The sequence below is a fragment of the Stenotrophomonas sp. A3_2 genome, from assembly GCF_036624925.1.
Taxonomy (GTDB): domain Bacteria; phylum Pseudomonadota; class Gammaproteobacteria; order Xanthomonadales; family Xanthomonadaceae; genus Stenotrophomonas; species Stenotrophomonas hibiscicola.
The window spans coordinates 1-20,974 of the sequence record NZ_JAZKVY010000238.1 but is presented as its reverse complement, the minus strand read 5'-3'; the positions used below and the strand labels follow the sequence as shown (position 1 = coordinate 20,974).

22 protein-coding genes and 1 pseudogene are annotated in these 20,974 nt (G+C 61.2%); 18 read left to right on the top strand and 5 right to left on the bottom strand.

Going from position 1 to position 20,974, the window contains the following annotated elements:
- Positions 1-187 precede the first annotated feature (187 nt).
- The 5 genes from R5H29_RS08680 to R5H29_RS08660 all read right to left on the bottom strand — a co-directional run bounded on the left by R5H29_RS08680 (position 188) and on the right by R5H29_RS08660 (position 3,104).
- On the bottom strand, positions 188-370 hold the full coding sequence (locus R5H29_RS08680) for a hypothetical protein (RefSeq protein WP_058981376.1): 183 nt from the start codon (positions 368-370) through the stop codon (positions 188-190).
- A gap of 10 nt (positions 371-380) precedes the next feature.
- On the bottom strand, positions 381-629 hold the full coding sequence (locus tag R5H29_RS08675; protein WP_019660301.1) for a hypothetical protein: 249 nt from the start codon (positions 627-629) through the stop codon (positions 381-383).
- A gap of 253 nt (positions 630-882) precedes the next feature.
- Positions 883-1,152: a hypothetical protein gene (locus R5H29_RS08670; RefSeq protein WP_019660300.1), complete on the bottom strand. Its 270-nt coding sequence runs from the start codon at positions 1,150-1,152 to the stop codon at positions 883-885.
- 197 nt (positions 1,153-1,349) lie between these two features.
- Entirely contained in the window at positions 1,350-2,561 is a 1,212-nt protein-coding gene (locus tag R5H29_RS08665) for an MFS transporter (protein ID WP_019660299.1), read from the bottom strand.
- Between the two features lie 246 nt (positions 2,562-2,807).
- The gene (locus R5H29_RS08660) at positions 2,808-3,104 is read right to left on the bottom strand and encodes a hypothetical protein (protein ID WP_239502473.1); all 297 of its coding nucleotides are present in this window, start codon (positions 3,102-3,104) and stop codon (positions 2,808-2,810) included.
- Between the two features lie 130 nt (positions 3,105-3,234).
- Between R5H29_RS08660 and R5H29_RS08655 the strand changes: the two genes are divergently transcribed.
- The 18 genes and pseudogenes from R5H29_RS08655 to R5H29_RS08565 all read left to right on the top strand — a co-directional run.
- Positions 3,235-3,492: a hypothetical protein gene (locus tag R5H29_RS08655; protein ID WP_332329077.1), complete on the top strand. Its 258-nt coding sequence runs from the start codon at positions 3,235-3,237 to the stop codon at positions 3,490-3,492.
- 36 nt (positions 3,493-3,528) lie between these two features.
- Positions 3,529-5,208, top strand: a complete 1,680-nt coding sequence (locus R5H29_RS08650; RefSeq protein ID WP_332329076.1) for a type IV secretory system conjugative DNA transfer family protein — start codon at positions 3,529-3,531, stop codon at positions 5,206-5,208.
- Positions 5,209-5,632: 424 nt separating this feature from the next.
- On the top strand, positions 5,633-6,079 hold the full coding sequence (locus R5H29_RS08645; protein ID WP_032954281.1) for a hypothetical protein: 447 nt from the start codon (positions 5,633-5,635) through the stop codon (positions 6,077-6,079).
- Positions 6,080-6,168: 89 nt separating this feature from the next.
- Positions 6,169-7,224 (top strand): virB8 family protein, encoded by a 1,056-nt coding sequence (locus tag R5H29_RS08640; protein WP_019660295.1) that lies wholly within the window; start codon positions 6,169-6,171, stop codon positions 7,222-7,224.
- Entirely contained in the window at positions 7,221-8,000 is a 780-nt protein-coding gene (locus R5H29_RS08635; protein ID WP_032954280.1) for a TrbG/VirB9 family P-type conjugative transfer protein, read from the top strand. The genes R5H29_RS08640 and R5H29_RS08635 overlap by 4 nt, the downstream gene beginning before the upstream one ends.
- A complete protein-coding gene (locus R5H29_RS08630) occupies positions 7,997-9,250 on the top strand; it encodes a TrbI/VirB10 family protein (RefSeq protein ID WP_332329075.1) in 1,254 nt (417 codons plus the stop codon). The genes R5H29_RS08635 and R5H29_RS08630 overlap by 4 nt, the downstream gene beginning before the upstream one ends.
- A 14-nt stretch (positions 9,251-9,264) precedes the next feature.
- Positions 9,265-10,308, top strand: coding sequence for a P-type DNA transfer ATPase VirB11 (gene virB11, locus R5H29_RS08625; protein ID WP_134735812.1), 1,044 nt, complete (start codon positions 9,265-9,267; stop codon positions 10,306-10,308).
- A 3-nt stretch (positions 10,309-10,311) separates the two neighbouring features.
- On the top strand, positions 10,312-11,283 hold the full coding sequence (locus R5H29_RS22955) for a lytic transglycosylase domain-containing protein (protein WP_134735811.1): 972 nt from the start codon (positions 10,312-10,314) through the stop codon (positions 11,281-11,283).
- A gap of 73 nt (positions 11,284-11,356) precedes the next feature.
- Positions 11,357-11,767: a TrbC/VirB2 family protein gene (locus R5H29_RS08615; RefSeq protein ID WP_134735810.1), complete on the top strand. Its 411-nt coding sequence runs from the start codon at positions 11,357-11,359 to the stop codon at positions 11,765-11,767.
- A complete protein-coding gene (locus tag R5H29_RS08610) occupies positions 11,760-12,068 on the top strand; it encodes a type IV secretion system protein VirB3 (RefSeq protein WP_019660289.1) in 309 nt (102 codons plus the stop codon). The genes R5H29_RS08615 and R5H29_RS08610 overlap by 8 nt, the downstream gene beginning before the upstream one ends.
- A gap of 81 nt (positions 12,069-12,149) precedes the next feature.
- A complete protein-coding gene (locus R5H29_RS08605) occupies positions 12,150-14,597 on the top strand; it encodes a VirB4 family type IV secretion/conjugal transfer ATPase (RefSeq protein WP_134735809.1) in 2,448 nt (815 codons plus the stop codon).
- A complete protein-coding gene (locus R5H29_RS08600; RefSeq protein ID WP_134735808.1) occupies positions 14,594-15,445 on the top strand; it encodes a hypothetical protein in 852 nt (283 codons plus the stop codon). Before R5H29_RS08605 ends, R5H29_RS08600 begins: the two co-directional genes overlap by 4 nt.
- 61 nt (positions 15,446-15,506) lie before the next feature.
- Complete coding sequence (locus tag R5H29_RS08595; RefSeq protein WP_134735807.1) at positions 15,507-16,652, top strand: type IV secretion system protein; 1,146 nt, start codon at positions 15,507-15,509, stop codon at positions 16,650-16,652.
- A gap of 40 nt (positions 16,653-16,692) precedes the next feature.
- Positions 16,693-17,241 carry a DUF4189 domain-containing protein gene (locus tag R5H29_RS08590; RefSeq protein WP_332250368.1) on the top strand — a complete coding sequence of 183 codons (549 nt, stop codon included), beginning with the start codon at positions 16,693-16,695 and terminating at the stop codon, positions 17,239-17,241.
- 792 nt (positions 17,242-18,033) lie between these two features.
- Entirely contained in the window at positions 18,034-18,549 is a 516-nt protein-coding gene (locus tag R5H29_RS08580) for a DUF4189 domain-containing protein (RefSeq protein WP_134730802.1), read from the top strand.
- 272 nt (positions 18,550-18,821) lie between these two features.
- Positions 18,822-19,642 (top strand): annotated as a pseudogene (locus R5H29_RS08575) (type IV secretion system protein).
- A gap of 45 nt (positions 19,643-19,687) precedes the next feature.
- Entirely contained in the window at positions 19,688-20,230 is a 543-nt protein-coding gene (locus R5H29_RS08570; protein ID WP_310760807.1) for a DUF4189 domain-containing protein, read from the top strand.
- 96 nt (positions 20,231-20,326) lie between these two features.
- The coding region (locus tag R5H29_RS08565; protein WP_332329109.1) for a type IV secretion system protein at positions 20,327-20,974 on the top strand (648 nt) is incomplete at its 3' end.

The window sequence follows — 20,974 nt, the reverse complement described above, 5'->3', positions numbered from 1 at the left end:
CATAGCCGAGTGGATGTCATGGCGCCCTGCACATCACCGGCATGAAGGGCATCACCACTTCGGTTGACGGGGCAGCGTTGCACCTCTGTCCTGCAGGTTGCCGCGATCGGGACCGCCGCGCGCTGCTCACTACGCCCGCGGACTCTGCCCCTGGCGGAAGGTCGCGAAGGCGGCCTGATCGCCGCGTCTAGTCCTCACGTGCGGTCCGCGCGGCGAGGGCGTCGCGGCCGGCGTCGGTGAGATCGATATCCCCGTCTTCCGCCTGTACCGCCAAACCCGCGTTGACTGCCCACGTCGCCGCGTCGCCGCGCACCGGTTGCGCAGCGGCGATTGCCTCCAGGATCTCCCGCTGTTGCGCCGTCATGCCCATGAGCCGGCCCTCAGATGCCCAGCAACGAGGTCGGTTGCCAATCCGACAGCCTGGCGTGGCTGACCGGTTGGTGGCAGCCGCACTCGTCGCAGCGGAACAGTGCTCCACCCGGAAGGTGAACCAGATTGTCTTCGCTGGCCGAACTGGTCGAGGAGCAATGCCGGCAGGTAACAGTGAGCGCAGTGATGCGCTGCACGCCGCCGGACAGATCGAACACGGCCTCGAATGCGCGAATGACAGGATGGGCAGTGTCCGGCATCTGGATCTCGACAGGGCAGGGAGGTTGGGAGATCGCATCGTCGCGCGTTGGCTGTGATGGCGCAGTCAGCCAGATGCATGGACACGATCAAGACAGGCGCGGCAATGGGGAGCGGTTCCTTTTCAGGGATCCTTTCCAATCAGGTCCCACGGCTTGTCACAGCCGTCGCGCTCGCTTGATCACACTCCACGCCCTTGTTGCAGCGGGTCCCGCAGGACAATGAAGGCGACAGAAGAAGTCCCGCCCTGCCGGCTCAGGCGATGCAGATCATCAGTACCGTGCACAGCACCAGCATCAGCACGAACACACGCCGGCTCAGCGCCAGGCACGCCAGATAGGCGGCCAGCGCCCATGCAGCCAGCAGCGCGCAGGCCACCAGCCACAGCCCGATGGCCATCACCGATCCGGCCGCCAATGCAGATAACGCGATGGCCTTGAACAGCGCCACGCCCAGCACACTGCCCAGCATGCCGGCCTGCAAGGCAATGGCATCGTGGTGGGCAGGAACGCGGTGGTGGCGCATTGCGGGTCCGGTGCAGGCCGAGGGGGCGTCGGCTGCACTTTGCCCAAAGGCACATCCACGAAATGTGTTCATTGCACTCGAAGCGCGTGGTCGAGCATCCTTGGTGGAACACCCCTCGGCAGATTGCAGGTGCTGCCGGTACGAAGCGCCGTGCTGGTCAAGGCGCTGGCATCCACTGGCCTGTGAATGCCGGTTCTTCAGTGGCTGCCGGCGACGGCGGCCTTACGCTTCCTGTCCAGTGACACCGCCACGCACCACAGCAGCAGGCCGCCAATGGCAGTGGCCGCACCGACATAGCCGGTGCTGGCCGGGCTGAAGCCGGCGCTGATCGCCATGCCGCCCAGCCAGGGGCCGAGCGCATTGGCGGTATTGAACGCGGCGTGGTTGGAGGCGGCCGCCAGCGTCTGTGCTTCACCGGCCACGTCCATCAGGCGGGTCTGCAGCACTGCCGCCAGCGCGCCCATGGTGCCGACGGTGATGATCATCGGGCCGATCGTCCACACGGACTGCGCGGCCAGCGGATACAGCAGCAGCATCAGGATCGACCACAGCAGGACCACGGCGGCGGCCTTGAAGTGGAACCTGTCCACCAGCCAGCCACCGGCGATGTTGCCAATGATCGCGCCGATGCCGAACACGCCCACCGCCAGCGGCATCCACGATTCGGCCACGCCGGTGACCTGCACCAGGGTCGGAGCCAGGTAAGTGAACACGCAGAACATGCCAGCGAAGCCGACTGCGCCGATCGCCAACGCCAGCCACACCTGGGACGTGTTGAAGGCGCGCAGTTCGCGCATCGGCGAGGTGCGCACCTCGTCCGGATCCGGCAGCAGGAAGCGGGCGATCATCGCCACGGTGGCGATGGCCAGCACGCTGACCAGGGCAAAGGCGGTGCGCCAGCTCAGCTGCTGGCCCAGCCAGGTGGTCAGCGGGTTGCCGACCAGGATTGCGATCGACAGGCCCAGCAGCACCCGCGACATCGCCTGGCCGCGCTGGCCGGCAGGGCTGATCGCCGCGGCCACCAGCATCGCAACGCCGAAGTAGGCGCCATGCGGGAGGCCGGCGACGAAGCGTGCCGCCAGCATGGTGCCGTAATTGGGTGCCAGCGCGCTGGCGAGGTTGCCCACCGCGTAGAAGCCCATCAGCGCCAACAAGAGCTTGCGGCGCGGGAAGCTGGCACCCACGAAGGCGAGGATCGGCGCACCGACGACAACGCCGATGGCATAGGCGCTGATCAGGTGACCGACCTGCGTTTCGGAGATCGACAAGCCGCGACTGATCTCCAGCATCAGGCCCATGCTGGCGAACTCGCTGGTCCCGATGGCGAAGCCACCCAGAGACAGGGCGAGGATGATCAGGGTGCGCTGACGGGGCGTCAGCCGCGCAGCCAAGGAAGAGGTGGGGCTCATGCGGGGGCGCGACGGGGCGGGGGAGCCCCCCATTGTACTGCTGCACCGCAACAAGGGCAGCAGCGCTCAGGTAAATCAGCGTTCGATCAGTGACACGCCGCCCCCCGCTGTCCGTGCGGCCTGGTCAGATGCCCAGCGCTGCCCGGGCGTGCGCGCACTTGCAGCGCAGGCGCCCGGGCAGCGCCGCGTCGAGCATCGCCAGGCGCTGCGGATCGGCGTTGTCATCCAGATCGGCCCGCTTCACCTTCAGTGCCAGCGGTGGGCGGCAATGCGCGCGTAGTAGCTGTCCGCGTCGGGGGCCGCGGCGCGCTTGAGCAGGTGCAACGCCTCGCGCAGCGGGGCGGGGAATGCCTCGATGCGTGCGGCAAACGCCGGGCAGTCCTCGGCCACATCATGCAGCCACGCCACCACTTCGGCGTCATCGTCGCCGCGCACCGCAGCCGCCACCCGTGCCACATGACCGATGTAAGGCTGGCCGGCCTTGTCCATCTGGCCGGCGTGCGCCTCGGTGGCCAGGGTGCGGGCAAGTGCTACCCAGTCCATATCGGTCTCCTTGGATATCGGCGCGCAGTTTCGCGCAAAAGCAGGGAGCGGTTGTCGATGCGGCGATGACACTGCGATGGGCATGATGGCTGGGCAGGGGCGCGGCGTCACCCCGAGGAGGAGGAGTTCGATGCAGGAATTCAGGCATGTGCTGGAAACCCGTGGCCGCTACCAGCTGGTAGCGGTGTCCCACGAGCCGGTGTACGCTCCGGGCGATGTGGTCGGCCATGCGGTCGTTGCCGACGATGGGGATCGTCTGACCGGCCTGGTATCGCTGGCCGAAGCGCGCCAGTTGCTGTTGCAACGGGTGCGTGAAGAGGGCGAAGAGCCCGGGCTGGAGAACGAAAATCACCTGCGGAAAAAGGCGTCGCGCTGGCGCCGCCGCTAGGCCGTCGCGCCCTCGTGCGCATCATGGAGGATTCGGGTGTTGCCCAGTAAGAAGTATCTGCTCATCGCCATCATCACGCTGGCGACCCTGCTGCTTGGTTTCGTGTTTTCCGGCTACCTGACGCTGCTGTTCCTGGGCCTGGATACCAAGCTGTTCACCTGGAACACCTACTACCAGTACTTCAACGTGCTGGACCAGCCACAGGTCTCGCCCTTCGTTGGCAAGATCCGATGGGCCGGCTACGTGGGCTTCGGCCTGCCGCTGCTGGTATTGGTGGTGACCGGCCTGGTGCTGCTGGTGAAGAAGGACAAGCGCTCGCTGCACGGCGATGCACGCTTTGCCACCGGCGCCGACCTGGCCAGGCATGGCATGTTCAAGAAGACCGGCCAGAGCATCGTGGTCGGCAGCCATGGTGGCAAGCTGGTGCGCCTGGATGGCCAGCAGTTCGTCATCCTGGCCGCGCCCACCCGCTCGGGCAAAGGCGTGGGCGTGGTCATCCCGAACCTGCTGGAGTACGGCGAATCGCTGGTGGTGCTGGACATCAAGCAGGAAAACTTCGACCTGACCAGCGGCTGGCGCGCCAGCCAGGGTCAGGAAATCTACCTGTTCAATCCTTTCGCCGAGGACCGGCGCACGCATCGCTGGAATCCGCTCAGCTACGTCTCCGACGATCCGGCGTTCCGCGTCTCGGACCTGATGAGCATCGCTGCGATGCTGTATCCGGATGGGGCCGAGGACCAGAAGTTCTGGGTCAGCCAGGCGCGCAACGCGTTCATGGCCTTCACCCTGTACCTGTTCGAGAACTGGGACGACGAGCGCAGCAGCGGTTTCCCGGGGGGCGCCGGCACGCCCACGCTCGGCGCGGTGTACCGGTTGTCCTCCGGCGACGGGACCGACCTGAAGAAGTACCTCAAGACCCTGTCGGAGCGGCCGTTCCTCAGTGCCAACGCACGTTCGGCCTTCGCCAACATGCTGTCGCAGGCGGACGAGACCTTCGCATCGATCCTGGGCACCTTCAAGGAGCCGCTGAACCCCTGGATCAACCCGGTGCTGGACAAGGCCACCAGCAGCAACGATTTCCTGCTGACCGACGTCCGCAAGAAGAAGATGACCATCTACATCGGCATCCAGCCGAACAAGCTGGCCGAGAGCCGGCTGATCATCAACCTGTTCTTCAGCCAGCTGATCAACCTCAATACCAAGGAACTGCCCAGGTCCAACCCGGACCTGAAGTACCAGTGCCTGCTGCTGATGGACGAATTCACCTCGATCGGCAAAGTCGAGATCATCGCCTCGGCGGTGTCCTACATGGCTGGCTACAACATCCGCCTGCTGCCGATCATCCAGAGCATGGCCCAGCTCGATGCCACATACGGCCGCGAAGTCTCGCGCACGATCATCACCAACCATGCCCTGCAGATCCTGTACGCGCCGCGTGAGCAGCAGGATGCCAACGACTATTCGGACATGCTGGGCTACACCACGGTGCGCAAGAAGAACGTCACGCATGCCAGAGAGAAGACCCACAACTTCACCGAAGAGCGGCGTGCACTGATGCTGCCGCAGGAGCTGAAGGCGATGGGGCCCGACAAGGAAGTGTTCCTCTACGAAGGCATACCGCATCCGGTGAAATGCGACAAGATCCGCTATTACAAGGATCGCTATTTCACGTCCAGACTGCTGCCGAAGGTCGATGTTCCGATGCTTAACGTCTAATTCACGACGCTAAATTTGTGACTTGGATTCATATTCACTGAAGTGAAAACGTGAGGTAAGTCAAGAATTCGGCATCTGTTCATAGATTTTCAGACTTGTCTGACATGGAATTGACGCGTGGTTGTGCGACCCTATGTCTGTCGTCCAGAAATGTGTGCTGGATGTCAAAGATGTGGCAGTAGGGTGGCCAGGAGTTTGTGCCATGGAAACAAGGATGGTTTCGACGTTGGTGAGGTATGCGGGTGGGTTGTCGGCTATGTCCGGCGGCCCCGCAACTTGGTTGGCAGCCGTTGGCTGCAGGGGAGCCGGAGTGGGTGTGCCGCACGCAGCGCATCCCTCCGATTCCGGCGTGCGCGATGCAGCGCCGGACGACCAGGGGACCAATGCTCGGGACTGCTTTTTCGTACGTCAAAGTGAAGCCCGTATGAATCAGGCGTTTATCGCGAAAATGTCCATCGCCGCAGTGGCGGCGCTGATGGTGGCCGGTTGCGCCACCAAGTCCGCTCCGGATTTCGGAGGCCGCTGGAAGCCGGTCAACCGCTTTGCTGCGACGACGACCGAAATTCCGCTGTACTCCAGCTACGTCTACCAGGCCTCGCCGATGGATGGCACGCTCAAAGCCATGCTCGAGCGCTGGGCCAAGGATTCCGGGCGCACGCTGGACTACCGCCTCAGCTCGGATTTCACTCTGTATGGCGCGGTCTCGAACATCGACACCACCAACGCACAGCAGGCCGTGATCGATCTGACCGCAGCCTATGCGGCGCAGGGCATCTCCGTCTCCATCGTTGGCAACCAGATCGTTGTGCAGAGCGCTGGCTCGACGCCGACCGCGTCGGCGCAGGGCGCTGATTCCAACAGCGGCACCTGAGTCCACCTCGAAATCATCGAACGTGCCGCTCCCCGCGCCTGTCGCAGGGGTGCCACGCCCATTGATGTTTCAGCAGTACGGAAGAATCCATGTTCCGCAAGAAGGATCCCGGCAATAGCCCCAAGGTCGAGCAGTCGGTCGCCAAGGCGGTCAGCTACGAGATCACCGTGGCCGACATGGCACGCCGCAGCGAGCGGCGTGCATGGTGGGTCGCCACAGGCTCATTGCTGATGTCGCTCGCACTGGCGGGCGGCTACTACTACATGCTGCCGCTGAAGGAAAAGGTGCCGTTCCTGGTGATGGCCGATGCCTACACGGGTACGGCGACCGTCGCGCGGTTGAGTGGCACCTTCCAGGGCGAGACGATCACCACCAACGAAGCGATCAATCGCAGCAACGTCGCCCAGTACGTGCTCGCGCGCGAATCGTATGACTCGGCGGTGATGGGCCTGCGTGACTGGGAACTGGTGTTCGTGATGTCCACCGATCCGGTGGCGCAGTCCATGCGTGTCCGCTATGCCGGCAACAATCCGCAGAACCCGTTCGTGATGTACGGTCGCGAGCGCGCCATCCGGGTCAAGATCCTCAGCATCACGCCATTGGGTGCCGAGCCGAACGGCAGCTTCCGCGGCGCTTCGGTGCGCATCCAGCGCAGCCTGCTGGACAAGCGCACCGGCGTCTCTACCTACCTGGACAACCAGCTGGTGACGATGCGCTTCGAGTACAACCAGAACCTGGCGTTGTCCGAACAGGATCGCATCCTCAATCCGCTGGCCTTCCAGGTCACCGAGTACCGCGTCGACAACGACTATTCGCGTGGCGTGCCGGTGCCGGATGACGGTGCCATGCAGGCGCAGGCGCAGCAGGCCGCACAGGCGGCGCAGCAGGCACAGGGTGTCTACGATCCCAACAATCCGGCCGCAGCCACCATGATCGACCCGGCCACCGGCCAGCCGGTCGCGGTGCCAGCCAACGGCCAGGTACCGGGCCAGGCAATGCCGGGACAGCCTGTACAGGGCCAACCGATGCCGGGTCAGCCGGTGCAGGGGCAAGCAATGCCGGGGCAGGCCATGCCCGGACAGCCGGCCATGAGGCCGGCGCAGAACAATTCCACCGGAACTGCTGATGGAGCAAGCAACCGATGAGTAGTCGAAATATCAGGGGAAGCGCGCTGGCGCTGCTGTCGATGTTGTCGTTGCTGTTCTCAGCAGCGGCGATGGCGCAGGCGGTTGACCACTACGAGTACGAGAAGGACCGCATCTATCCGGTTCGCACCGGCCTGGGCCTGACCACCCAGATCGAGTTGAGCCCGAACGAGAAGATCCTCGACTACAGCACCGGCTTCAGCAGCGGCTGGGAACTGACCCGTCGCGAGAACGTGTTCTACCTCAAGCCGAAGAACGTCGACGTCGACACCAACATGATGGTGCGCACCGAGACCCATTCCTACATCTTCGAACTGAAGGTGGTGGCCACCGACTGGCGCCAGCTGGAGCAGGCCCGTCGTGCAGGCGTGCAGTACAAGATCGCCTTCGTCTATCCCAACGACACCGTGTTCGGTGTCGCCCAGGAAGCGGTCGAGGAAGAGGCCAAACCGCTGTTGAGCTCGGAACTGGCCAAGGACCGCCAGTACAACTTCAACTACTCCTATTCGACCAGCAAGGCGAAGAAGATGGGGTGGCTGATCCCGGTCAACGCCTATGACGATGGCCGTTTCACCTATCTGAAACTGCCGAACTCGCCGGAGTACAAGACCGGCATCTTCCCGGCCGTGTTTGGTCGCGAAACGGAATACGGTGAAGACTTCGTGGTCAACACCACGGTTGAAGGCAATACGCTGATCGTGCACGGGACCTACCCGTACCTGGTCATCCGCCACGGCGACTTCGTCGTCGGCCTGCGAAGGAACGTGAAGAAATGAGCCAGCAGAACACTCCCGGAAACGACCCGAACAATGGACGCGACGAGAGCCAGAGCCCGTACGGCGCACAGGGTGCCGCGGACGCGCCGTCGAATCCCTACTTCGGCACGGCCCAGGCCGAGCCGGCGCCGGATCTGGACGCGGCCGCGCCGCAGCTGCGCTCGGCCGAAGAGCAGCGGCTGAACCGGAAGGCGCTGCTGTTCCTCGGTGGCATCGTGTTGCTGTTGGTGGCCATGGGCTTCCTGCTGTTCCGCAAGGGCCAGGATGACAAGGACGCTGCACAGAAGGTGCCGGAAGTCGCGCGTGCCAGCACGCCGGCGCTGCCGGACGTTGCTCCTCCGCCCCAAGCGCCGCCGGCTGCCGCCGAACCGATTCCCATGCTCCCGCCGATGCCGCAGGATGATGGCCCGAAACTGGTGCCCGTCGCTTCCCGTCCGGAAGTAGCGGAGCCTCGTGGGCCGACGCTGCTTGAACGCCGCATGGCAGGTGTGGATGACGCTGCGCTTGCGGCAGGGAACCGCGCACAGCCTCAGCGCAGTGCAATTGACGAGCAGACCCGTCAAGCCCTGCTTGCGAACATGATGCCGAACCAGCAGGGTCAGCAGAAGATTCGCCGGGGCCCGGACGTTGAAGATGTGTCGAGTGCCACCTACATCCAAAGCCCCGATGCACTGCTGGTGCGCGGCACCTACCTGCGTTGCGTGCTGGAAACCCGCATCATCACCGACCTCGCCGGCTATACCTCGTGTCTGCTGACCGAGCCGGTGTACTCGATCAACGGTCGCAATCTTCTGCTGCCGAAGGGCTCCAAGATCTATGGCGCCTACGGCGGCGGTCCGATAGGCAAGCGCGTGGAAGTGATCTGGGATCGCATCACTACCCCGAACGGAATCGACGTTGCGATGTCCAGCCCGGGCGTGGATCAGCTGGGTGGCGCCGGTCATCCGGGCCAGTACAGCGCACACTGGGGCAGCCGTATCGCCTCGGCGCTGATGATCAGCCTGATTTCCGATGCCTTCAAGTATGCGGCCGCAGAGCACGGCCCGGAGACCACCACCATCGCCAACAATGGCATGACGGTGCAGTCGCCCTATGAAAGCGCCACCGCCCGCACGATGGAGCGCCTGGCCAATGAGGCACTCAGCAGCACCCGTCGTCCGCCGACCGTCACCATCAACCAGGGCACGATCGTGAACGTCTACGTTGCAAAGGACGTTGACTTCACCAATGTGCTGAATCCCCGCCGGTAACCCAACGAACGATCATGGACGCCGAAGTGTCCCCCCTCGCCCTCGTCTCCAGCGATTTCCTGCGCTATCAGTACGAAGTGCTGGGCATCGCCGAGTACATGACTTCTCCGGAAGTGACGGAAATCTGCATCAACCGTCCCGGCGAGCTGTACCTGGAAACCCGGGCGGGGTGGCAGCGGGTGGACGTGCCGAGCCTGACGTTCGAGCGGGCCCGGCAGTTCTGCACGGCAGTGGTGAACGAGAGCAACACCGGCCAGCGCATCACCGATGCCGATCCGGTGGTGTCGCTCACGTTCCCCACCGGCCAGCGTGCGCAGTTCGTGATTCCGCCGGCCTGTGACGCGGGGAAGGTGTCGATCACCATCCGTTTGCCGTCCAAGCACACCAAGTCGCTCAGCCAGTATCAAGAAGACGGCTTCTTCAACCAGATTCTGGAAAGCGATGGCAGCATCAGCGAGCAGGATCGCGAGCTGCTGGAGCTGCGTCATTCGCGAGAGTACGCCGAGTTCTTCCGGCGTGCGGTGATGTACCGCAAGAACATCGTGGTATCCGGCGCGACCGGCAGCGGCAAGACCACCTTCATGAAGGCGCTGGTCAACCATATCCCGGACAACGAGCGCCTGGTCACCATCGAGGACGCACGCGAGCTGTTCCTGACCCAGCCCAACGTGGTGCACCTGTTGTATTCCAAGGGCGGGCAGAGCACCAGCAATGTGACGGCCAAGAGCTGCATGGAAGCCTGCCTGCGCATGAAGCCCGAACGCATCATCCTGGCCGAGCTGCGCGGTGACGAAGCGTTCTACTTCATCCGCAACTGCGCGTCCGGCCACCCGGGCTCGATCACCAGCTGCCATGCCGGCAGCCCGGAGCAGACCTGGGACCAGCTGGCGCTGATGGTGAAGGCTTCAGCCGAAGGTTCGGGTCTGGAGTTCAACGTGATCAAGCGGCTGTTGATGATGACCATCGACATCGTCGTGCATATCAAGGCGCATGCCGGCTCGCGCTACATCACCGGCATCGACTTCAATCCTGGGCGTGCCCAGGGGCAGGAGGGCTGACCAATGCTGCCAGGACTGGAAATGATGGCGTGCCCGGAAATGGCCGTCTCGATGGACGTGATGCAGCACGTCATCAACGTCGAGTCATCGCGCAATCCCTACGCCATCGGTGTGGTGGGCGGTGCACTGGTGCGCCAGCCCAAGGCGTTGGATGAAGCGCTGGCGACGGTGCGCATGCTGGAAGAGAAGGGCTACAACTTCTCGATCGGGTTGGCCCAGGTCAATCGCTACAACCTGGGCAAATACGGGCTGGATTCCTACGAGAAGGCCTTCCAGCAGTGCCCGAACCTGCAGGCCGGTTCGCGCATTCTCGCCGAGTGCTACAAGCGCTCCGGTGGTGACTGGGGCAAGTCGTTCAGCTGCTACTACTCGGGCAATTTCGAGACCGGCTTCCGTCACGGCTACGTGCAGAAGATCTACGACTCGATCCGCCGCGGCCAGCAGGTCGCCAGCAATGGTGTCGCGCCGATCGACGTGGTCAGTCGCAGTGAGCGCCGTGCAGTAAAGGTCGAGCATCATCCGCAGCTCGCTTCGCCGGCGCAGGCGCGCATCGTTGCGCAGTCCAATGGCCCGGTGTACGTGCCGTCGGAAGATCCCGCACGCGCCTATGTCGTGTACCCGTCCACCGGGGCGATGGCGCGGGGCAGCCTGCTGAACATCGCCGACCAGGCACTGTCCAAGGTGGTACTGGGTTCGGTGGATCGGATGATGCAGCCGCAGGCGCAGCCGACCCAAGCGGGCGCCTATCCGCAGCAGCTGCCACAGCAGCTGCCACAGCAGGGCTCCGCACAGGCGATGGCCATGCCGCAGCAGTTGCCGGGCGCGGCTGGCGCCGGCAACGAGGGTCCAGTGATGTTGCGCCCCTGGAGTGAGCGTAATCAGCCTGTGGCCGGTACCGACAATTCGTACAACGCGCCGGTGCAGGCCGCGCCGGTGCAACAGATTCCCGCAGGGGATGCGGCCTTCGTGTTCTGACGAAGTCGTGGTGCGGCCAGTCCCCCGGCTGGCCGATTCAGTTGTGTTAGTCCATCAACAAGGAAATCAATCCATGAAGCGATCCAATCTCGACCTCGTCCAGGCCCAGCGCACGCTGAAGACCCTGCTGATGGCCACGATCTTCGTTGGCGCACTGTTCGCCCCGCAGGTGTTCGCCACCAACACCGACTTCGGCGGCACCGACAAGAAGGTCTGCGGTTTCTTTTCCAACATCAATGGCCTGCTGAACATGGCCTCGATCGCCGTGGTGACCATTGCGGTGATCTTCGCTGGCTACCAGATCGCCTTCGCACACAAGCGCATCGGTGACGTCGCGCCGATCCTGATCGGTGGCGTGCTGATCGGTGCCGCAGGCCAGATCGCGCGCATGCTGCTGGGCGAAGGCAGTGATGGCAAGTGCGGTGGCGGCACCGGCACTACCTACTACCTGATCAACAACGCGATCCAGTACTACAGTGCATAAGAACGTCGTGTTCCGCGGCTGCACGCGCCCAGCGATGTTCCTGGGCGTGCCCTACCTGCCATTTTTCATGGTGGCAGGCGGACTGTTGCTGCTCAGCATGTACACGAACTTCTGGTTCCTGCTCACCATTCCGGTGGCGGTCTTCATCATGCGGCAGATGGCCAAGCGTGACGAAATGATCTTCCGCCTGTTGGGCCTGCGCCTGATGTTCAAGCTGAAAGTCCGCAACGTGCAGGAACACGATGGCATGTGGGTGTTCAACCCCAACCATTACCGCGACAAGCCGGCCCGAATGGATTGAGGTCCGGATCCGGCCTGGCGGGCGTCCGCGCCCGTCGGGTCTTTTGTAACTCCTTGGCACTACCTCTTTGGAAGCAGTCGTATGTTCAGCCCTGACACCTCCATCAGTGAGTTCATTCCATTGTCGTCGCACGTCGCCCCGAACGTGGTCAAGACCACGGGCGGCGATTACCTGCTGACCTGGCATCTGGAAGGGCTGCCGTTCGTCGGCCGTGAGGAGTGGGAGCTTGAGCATCGCCACAACACGTTCAACCGCCTGCTGCAGACGCTGCGCGCACCCGATTTCGTGAACGTGGCGTTCTGGGTGCATGACATCCGTCGTCGCCGCACCCTGAAGGGCAAGAGCAACTACAAGCAGCGCTTCAACCAGGATGTATCCGATCAGTACATGGGCATGTTGTCCTCACAGCGCATCATGCAGAACGAGCTGTACCTGACCATGATCTACCGCCCCGTGGTGGCGGGCAAGCGCTTCGTCGAGAAGTCGGCGAACGTGGACAAGCTGCGCGCCGAGCAGGAGCAGGCAGTAGAAAAGTTGATGGAGCTGGCCGGCAACGTCGAGGCCGTCATCCGCGACTACGCGCCGTACCGCCTCGGAATGTACGAGGCCAAGAACGGCGTGGTGTTCTCTGAAACGCTGGAGCTGTTCGGCTACCTGATCAATCGCATTGACGAGCCGGTCCCGGTGCTGTCGGCACCCATCAAGGACTACCTGCCGGTCAGCCGGCACATGTTTTCGGCCAAGACCGGTGACTTCGTCATCAACACCCCCAACGGTGCCAACCACTTCGGCGCCATCCTGAACATCAAGGAATATGCTGAGGGAACGTACCCGGGCATCCTCAACGGCCTGAAGTACCTGGACTACGAGTACGTCATCACCCATTCGTTCAGCCCGATGGGGCGCCAGGACGCGCTCAAGGTGCTCGACCGCACCAAGGGCATGATGATCTCCTCCGGTGACAAGGCAGTCAGCCAGATTGTCGAGCTGGACCAGGCGATGGACCAGCTGTCGTCGGGTAATTTCGTGCTGGGCGAATACCACTTCATCATGGCAGTCTACGGCGACAGCCAGGCCAAGCTGTCGCAGAACGTGGCCACGACGCGCGCCGAGCTGTCCAATGCCGGTTTTGTGTCGACCAAGGAAGATCTGGCGGTTACCTCGTCTTTCTACTCGCAGCTGCCGGCCAACTGGCGCTACCGCACCCGCCTGGCCAATGTCAGCTCGCTGAACTTCCTGGGCCTGTCGCCACTGCACAACTTCGCGACCGGCAAGCAGCACAACAATCCGTGGGGCGACTGCGTCACCACGCTGCAGACCACCAACGGCCAGCCGTACTACTTCAATTTCCACGCGACCCATCCGTCAGAGAACTCGTTGGGCGAGAAGGCGATCGCCAACACCATGGTGATTGGTAAGTCCGGTACCGGTAAGACCGCACTGATCAACTTCCTGCTCAGCCAGGTGCAGAAGTATGAGCCGTCACCGACCATCTTCTTCTTCGACAAGGATCGGGGTGCGGAGATCTTCGTGCGCGCCTGCGGTGGTAACTATCTGGCCTTGGAGAACGGCGCGCCGACCGGGTTCAACCCGTTCCAGTGCGAGAACAATGAAGCCAACGTGCAGTTCCTGGCCGACTTGATCAAGGTGCTGGCCGGTAAGCGTGAGTACAGTGCGCGCGAGGAGGAGGACATCTACCGCGCAGTGGAAAGCATGCTCGATACGCCGATGCACCTGCGCAGCATGACCAACTTCCAGAAGAGCCTGCCCAACATGGGCGACGATGGGCTCTATGCACGCATGCGCCGCTGGACCTCGGGCAATTCGCTGGGCTGGGTGTTCGACAATCCGGTGGATACCGTCGACCTGAGCAAGGCCAACATCATCGGCTTCGACTACACCGACATCATCGACAATCCCGAAGTGCGCGTGCCGGTCATCAATTACCTGCTGCACCGCCTGGAGTCGCTGATCGATGGTCGTCCGCTGATCTACGTGATGGACGAGTTCTGGAAGATCCTGGACGGCGAGGGTGGCCTGAAGGAATTCGCGAAGAACAAGCAGAAGACCATCCGTAAGCAGAATGGTCTCGGCATCTTCGCAACGCAGAGCCCGGAAGATGCACTGAAGAGTGATATCTCCGCCGCCCTGATCGAACAGACCGCCACCCTGATCCTGCTGCCGAACCCGAATGCCAGCAAGAGCGATTACATGGATGGCCTGAAACTGACCGAGGCCGAGTTCAAGGTGGTTACCGCCCTGGACGAGCGCTCGCGCTGCTTCCTGGTCAAGCAGGGTCATGCCTCCAGCGTGTGCCAGCTCAACCTGCGTGGCATGGACGACATCCTGTCAGTGATCTCGGCCTCGACCGACAACATCGACATCATGCATCGCGTACTGCAGACCGCCGCCGTGCGTGCACGGGTGACGGTGGATGAGCTGACGCCGGAGCAGTGGTTGGAAGATTTCTACAAGAACCGCAAGGGCTCCGGAAAGCCCGCATCCAACAATGAGGAGGTTGCAGCATGACTGTCGCAATGGACGTGAACGCAGCAAGCCCCTTGAATTCGATGGAGAAGAACATGGAAACCCCTCCCCGTATTGCCAAGACGCCGAGCGCAGGATCCCGGCTCCGTTTCACCGCCATGGCGATTTCCGTCGCCGCATTGCTTGTCTTCCCTGCGAAGGGATACACCATCCCGGTGGTTGAAGTTGGATTGAATACCTTAAACAGCACGTTGACTGAAGCCAATACACTTGCCGCTCAGGCGGAAGCCTTGGCTGAGTACAGTACCCAGGCGCAACGGTTTCTGGAAACCACTCAGAACTGGGCGCAGAAACTCGCGAAGTTCAATCAGATTATCGCCTCGCCACTGATGCCTCAAGGCGTGAAGCTGGAGCCGGTTCCGCTTGAGTGGAATGTCGCCGAGCGCTGCGGCGCCGGCAATATCATGAGCCTGAGCGGTATCCTTACTGCGTTGGACTTGAGCCCGGGTGGGGACATCCTAGCCCAGCAGCGCAACATCTGCGCTGCAATCCAGGTCCTGGAGAATCAGAAGTACAACGAAACCGTGGAAGTTGTGCAGAAGACGATGCCTGACATGCGCAAGGTGCTGGACAGGATCAAGGATATCCGTGATCTGTGGAGCGGCGAGGGTGCGATGGCGGAGGCCTCCGCGAATGCAGTTGTTTCTGATGCCTATATGCAGGCGGATTTTGCGACTTGGGAAAAGAAGACTGAAGGGTATGACAAGCAGATTCAGGCGCTGACCAAGATGCAGCAGATTCTTGCGCAGCGCGCATTGAAGGGTACCGGTCAGTCACCTCTGGGTACCGTAGTGAAGGCCGCGGCACTGAAGGCAGCGCTCTCCAACTGATTAGACGCTGCTCCGGTCGAGCTGCAATCACATTCTAGGTGAAGTTATGGATCTTGGGCTGATGGATGGCATGTTGGGGCAGGGTCCCTTGCACATGCTGCAGAATCTGCACGCGTCATCCTCAATTGGTGATTTTGTGTTCTTCCGGCTGATCCTCGATTACCTGCATAAGGAAATCGCGGAGTACGGCGTCAAGCTGCTTGGACGCATGATGGCGTGGGTCGGTGGCATTGCACTGACTCTCATGACGCTCTGGGTTCTGATTCAGGGTTTCCGGATCGCCACCGGGCGCAGCCGCGATTCGTTGATGGTGCTTGTGACCAACATGGCCAAGGCTGCGCTGATCGTGTCGGTTGCCACGACCATGGGTATGTTCGGTCGCGAGATGCATGGCTTTCTCATCAATGACGTGAAGAACGAGATCACTTACGTCGTGACCGGGAAGAAGGACTCACCGGAGGATCTGATCGATGAGAATCTGGGCTACATGCAGCTGGCGCTATCCAGCGTTGACGCGCTGGACGTGATGAACGACGTGACGCTGGACAATGCGAAGACCCGTGCCATGTGGTTCATTGGCATGGGCACGGGCGGTCCGGCAGTCACAGCTGGCTCAATGCTTTTGCTGTATGAGGTCGCGCTGGCGTTGTTCATTGGCCTGGGGCCATTGTTCATCCTGTGCTTGCTGTTTGACCAGACCAAGCAGCTGTTCCAGAAGTGGCTGCTCTACGGCATAGGCACGATGTTCTCCATGGCGGTTCTGGCAGCGATGACCGGCATCGCGATGAAGATGGTGTCCAAGGTTGCGTTCGCCTTCTGGGGAAGCACGTTGACGGGTACGCTGATGGGTCAGAATTTCAGTGAAGGTATGTCGAGCATGGCGCTTCAGCAAGGCGGCATGGGCCTGATCCTGACCACGCTGATTCTGACTGCGCCCCCAATGGCGGCGATGTTCTTCCAGGGAACATTGGGCAGCTTCATGGCATATTCGCAGATAGGCGGTAGTGCAGTACCGGCATCGCCTGGCCCGAATGGTCAGCCGCCGGGTTCGACGGGCGGGCAGAGTTACAGGCCCCAAGCCCCCGCGGGAGAAGGTGGAGGTTCACCCATGGGAATGCAGGTAGCGAACCCTAGGTTGCACGTCGGCCCGGATTCCGCGACACATTCTCCAGGCCTTAGGGGTAACGCTGGTACGGGTGTAGCTTGAATTGGATGATTGCGGTCCAGAGATTGGAGGAAGTTGGAGAATGAAGTTTCGACGCTATGTAATTTCCTTGTCGATGCTTGCTCTTCTGGGCGCAGCTGCGACGGCTGCGGCGGAGGGGAACTGTCCTCCCGGCTACTACCCGATCGGTGGGCAGGGCGCCCGAGGTTGTGCCCCCATTCCAAGTGGCGCACCGAGTAGTACATCGAGTGGCGGGATTTCCGAATTGCCCGCAAACTCTCCGACGGGGCGGTGGATAAAGACTTGGGGGGCAATCGCCGAGTCTCGGTCTACTCAGGATGCAGGAGCATCGACCGGCCTTCGGTCACAGCTAGCGGCAGAGCAAGAGGCCTTGCGGAAGTGCAGTTCAACAGGTGCCGCCGATTGCTCCGTCAGTTTGGCGTATCGAAATCAGTGTGTGGCTTGGGTCATTCCAAGTGGAAAGACTGGTCGTGGAATGTCGGCATTGGGGCGTGGTGCTACGCCGGAAATGGCGCTGATAATGGCGCATTCCAAGTGCAAGAACGATGTGAGCGGGAAGTGCGCGGTGCTGTATGAAAACTGTACCAAGCCTATTTTTGAAGAGTTTTGATGTAAATGTGCCGGTGGGCTCGCTAGTATAGTCTCGAACAGCGTTATCCTTGGCGAGTCACGGCATAAAATTCTGCGCGCTTGTTTCCGGCTGAATGTGTGTCAGCAGTTTCCTCTCCTGAACTGATGTTCACTGGGACGAAATGCGTTAATTCCACTAAAGTAGACTGGGTAACCCAGACTGCCTAACGGGATTGCGAAGCGGCGGCCGGAGGAAAATGTAGATCCGTCTACGTCGCGTGCACTGTTCCACTTTTCAAGAGATACTAGGCGTGCGTTGAATGTCCGGTCTTGCTACCGGTTCTCAGCTGGTGCGAAGCTATCTACTCTATTGGTGGATCGCATCATTGAGCTGGTCATATCTGCGGGTGGCAGGAGCAGGCACAAGCGCAAGCGCAAGCAACTCCGTCGCGACATTATTCTGACCGTATCGAATGGGTAGTGCCTTGGGGGATCCTGCTGAGCCGAGAGCCTCGCGGCAGTAATGAATCATGCCCCCAATGGCGGCCATGTTCTTCCAGGGCACCTTGGGTAGCTTCATGGCATATTCGCAGATAGGTGGTAGCCCGGTGGCTCAGGCACCGGGACCGAGTGGGCAGCCGCCGGGTAGTTACTACACGCCGACGACTCCAGAGAAGGGGAGCTCCGGGCATGGGGCGAGCGGAGTGGGACAGATGGGTAGATCTACTGGATCTCCACATGTTGCCGATACGCAGTCAGATACAGGTCGATTTGCTAAGGCACCTATTTAGTTCGCGGAGATACGCGTTGTCTGTGTAAGGAGAGTTGCCTGATGAGAATGATCCATTTGCTAGCGCCGATGGTGTTCATGTTCGCCACATCGGCCCTTGAGGCTCAGGCTGAGGGACGGTGTCCTCCTGGGCAGTACCCCATCGGAGGGCAGGGGGTCGGTGGTTGCGCGCCGATTCCCGGAGGCGAAGGTGCAGCTACCAGTGGGCCTAGAGCGACGGGTAAATGGATCAAGACCTGGGGCGCAATATCGTTGGCGCCGTCGGGTGCCTCTGGCTCCTCAACAGGGCGGGTACGGAAGACGGAGGCTGTTGAAGAGGCGCAGAGGAAGTGTGCTGAATCCGGCGGAGTGGGATGTAAGGTCACAATTACATATAAGAATCAATGTGTGGCCGCTGTTGTCGCCAGCTCGGGCACAGATGGGACCACGCAGTTTGGTACTGGCGCGACGATCGAGAGTGCAAAGGAGTTTGCCTCCAGGCTCTGTGCCTCGAAAGGAGGGAGCGATTGTGCTGCCGTCTATGCGGCTTGCTCTGAGCCGATCTTCGAGAAATTCTAGAAGTCCCATAGCGGGTCTGTGATCGTCCGGCTCGATTGAATGTCAGCCAGACCGGAATGGTTCGGTGCGCCATAATTGCGCGCTGACTTGGGCGGCTGTTGTAGAGGCGAATCGGCATGCCTCCGTAGCTCGAGTGCGTGATGGCAGAAAGATGAATGACAGCGGATCAGATGCTGAATCTAACATTGCCCCGGGATTAAGTGGCGAGTTACTGATGGCCCCCGCGATCGAAGAGGCGAACGCCAGTACTGATCGTGGCTGTAGCGACAAGCATGGGCATGTTTGGCCGGGATCTTCATGAATTCCTGACCGAGGACGTGAAGGGTCTCATCACCCATGTCATTACCGGGAAGGATCAGAAGCCCGAGGAGCAGATCGACAAGAGCTTGGCTGGATGCAGGTTGCGCTGTCCAGTGTGGATGGAATCAAGATCCTGAATGACCCGGGGCTGCAGGAAGACAAGACACGAGCCATGTGGTTCATCGGCTTGGGTACGGGCGGCCCGGCGGTGACTGCTGGCTCGATGCTGTTGCTCTATGAGGTCGCGATGGCGTTGTTCATCGGTTTCGGCCCACTGTTCATCCTCTGTCTGTTGTTCGATCAGACCAAACAATTGTTCCAGCGATGGCTCTTCTACGGAATCGGGACCATGTTCTCGATGGCGGTGCTGTCGGCAATGGTGTCCATTGCATTGGATATGGTGATCCGTGTGTCTTCCTCGTTCTGGGCGACGGCGCTGGTGAACAGGTTCCTGCTTGACGGAGCTTCCAGCGACGGTATGACCAGTCAGGCGATGCAGCAGGGCGGCATGGGCCTGATTCTGACGACCTTGATTCTGACTGCTCCCCCAATGGCGGCCATGTTCTTCCAGGGTACCTTGGGTAGCTTCATGGCATATTCGCAGATAGGTGGCAGCCCGGTGGCGCAGGCGCCGGGCCCGAATGGGCAGCCGCCGGGTAGTTACAAGCCTACTGATCCCACGAGTACCGAGAGGCGCGCAGAGAGCAGTCAGTTGACGATGCCGAAGGTGGCGCCAAGTCATGATGCGCCGAGCCATACTCCCGGAGCGCTTGGAAATGCGCCCACTCGTTAACTGAAAGCGGAAGCGTTTCCGCAGAAATTGGAGAGTCGTCATATCATGCGCATGTATCCGTTCATTGTGTTGGCATCGTTTGGTGTTCTTGGCGCCTTTCTTCCAAATCTTGGTCGTGCAGAGGGCGGAAGTTGCCCTCCGGGCTTCTACCCAATTGGGGGGCAGGGCGCGAGCGGCTGCGCTCCAATTCCTGGTGGCGCTGCTGGATCAGGTGACCAGATACCCTTGCCGCCTCGGCCCACAGGCGAATGGATCAGCACTTGGGGAGCGATAGCGACCTCTCTTGCTACTTCCGAGGTGGGAATGGTCTCAGATATGCGATCTGCAGAGCTTGCTGCTTCTGAAGCCATGCGGCGGTGCGCTGGTGGTGGAGCACGGGATTGCAAGGTTACGGTATCCTACTCAAACCAATGCGTGGCATGGTTAGTTCCATCTGCTGATTTACCTGGAGCCCAATCTGCGGTTGGCCGTGCTCCAAAAAAGAGGATTGCGATTGCAGAAGCGCAGAGAAAGTGCGTGGATCCGAGTGGCAAAAAGTGCACCGTTTTTTACGCTGATTGCTCCGAGCCAGTTTTTCGAAAATTTTGAAAGTTGAGTTGACCCAATTGAAGTCTGTTCAACGGCGCCACATTCGTGATCAGGCTCAATGCATGTGCGTTGGCTGGATGCTTATCTCAAAACGCCATGTGGGTCGGATCGGTCGGGGACTTCGTGTTCTTCCGGTCGATCCTGTCGTATCCGCGCAAGAGGATTGACGAGTTCGGCATCGAATTGCTCGGCAAACTGATGGCGTGGGTCGATAGCATCACCCTGATACTGATGACCCTGTGGGTGCTGATCCAGGGATTCCGCATCGTCACGGGTCGCAGTCGCGATTCGATGATGATTCTGGTGACGAACATGGCTCGTGCGGCACTGATCGTCAGTGTCGCAACCAGCATGGCGATGTTCGGTGGCAGCCTGAAAAACTTCCTGATCAAGGACGTCAAGAACGAGATCACCTATGTGCTGACCGGCAAGAATGACTCGCCGGAGGATCAGATCGACACCAGCCTAGCCTGGATGCAGGCGGGCCTGTCGGACATTGACGCGATCAAGGTGCTCGATGACGGCAACCTGCGCGACGACAAGAATCGTGCCTCGCGGGCGGTTGGCCTGGGGACCGGCGGCCCGGCGGTCACCGCTGGTGCGATGTTGCTGCTCTACGAGGTCGCGCTGGCGCTGTTCATCGGCCTGGGTCCCTTGTTCATTCTGTGTCTGCTGTTCGACCAGACCAAGCAGCTGTTCCAGCGATGGCTGTTCTACGGCATCGGCACGATGTTCTCGATGGCG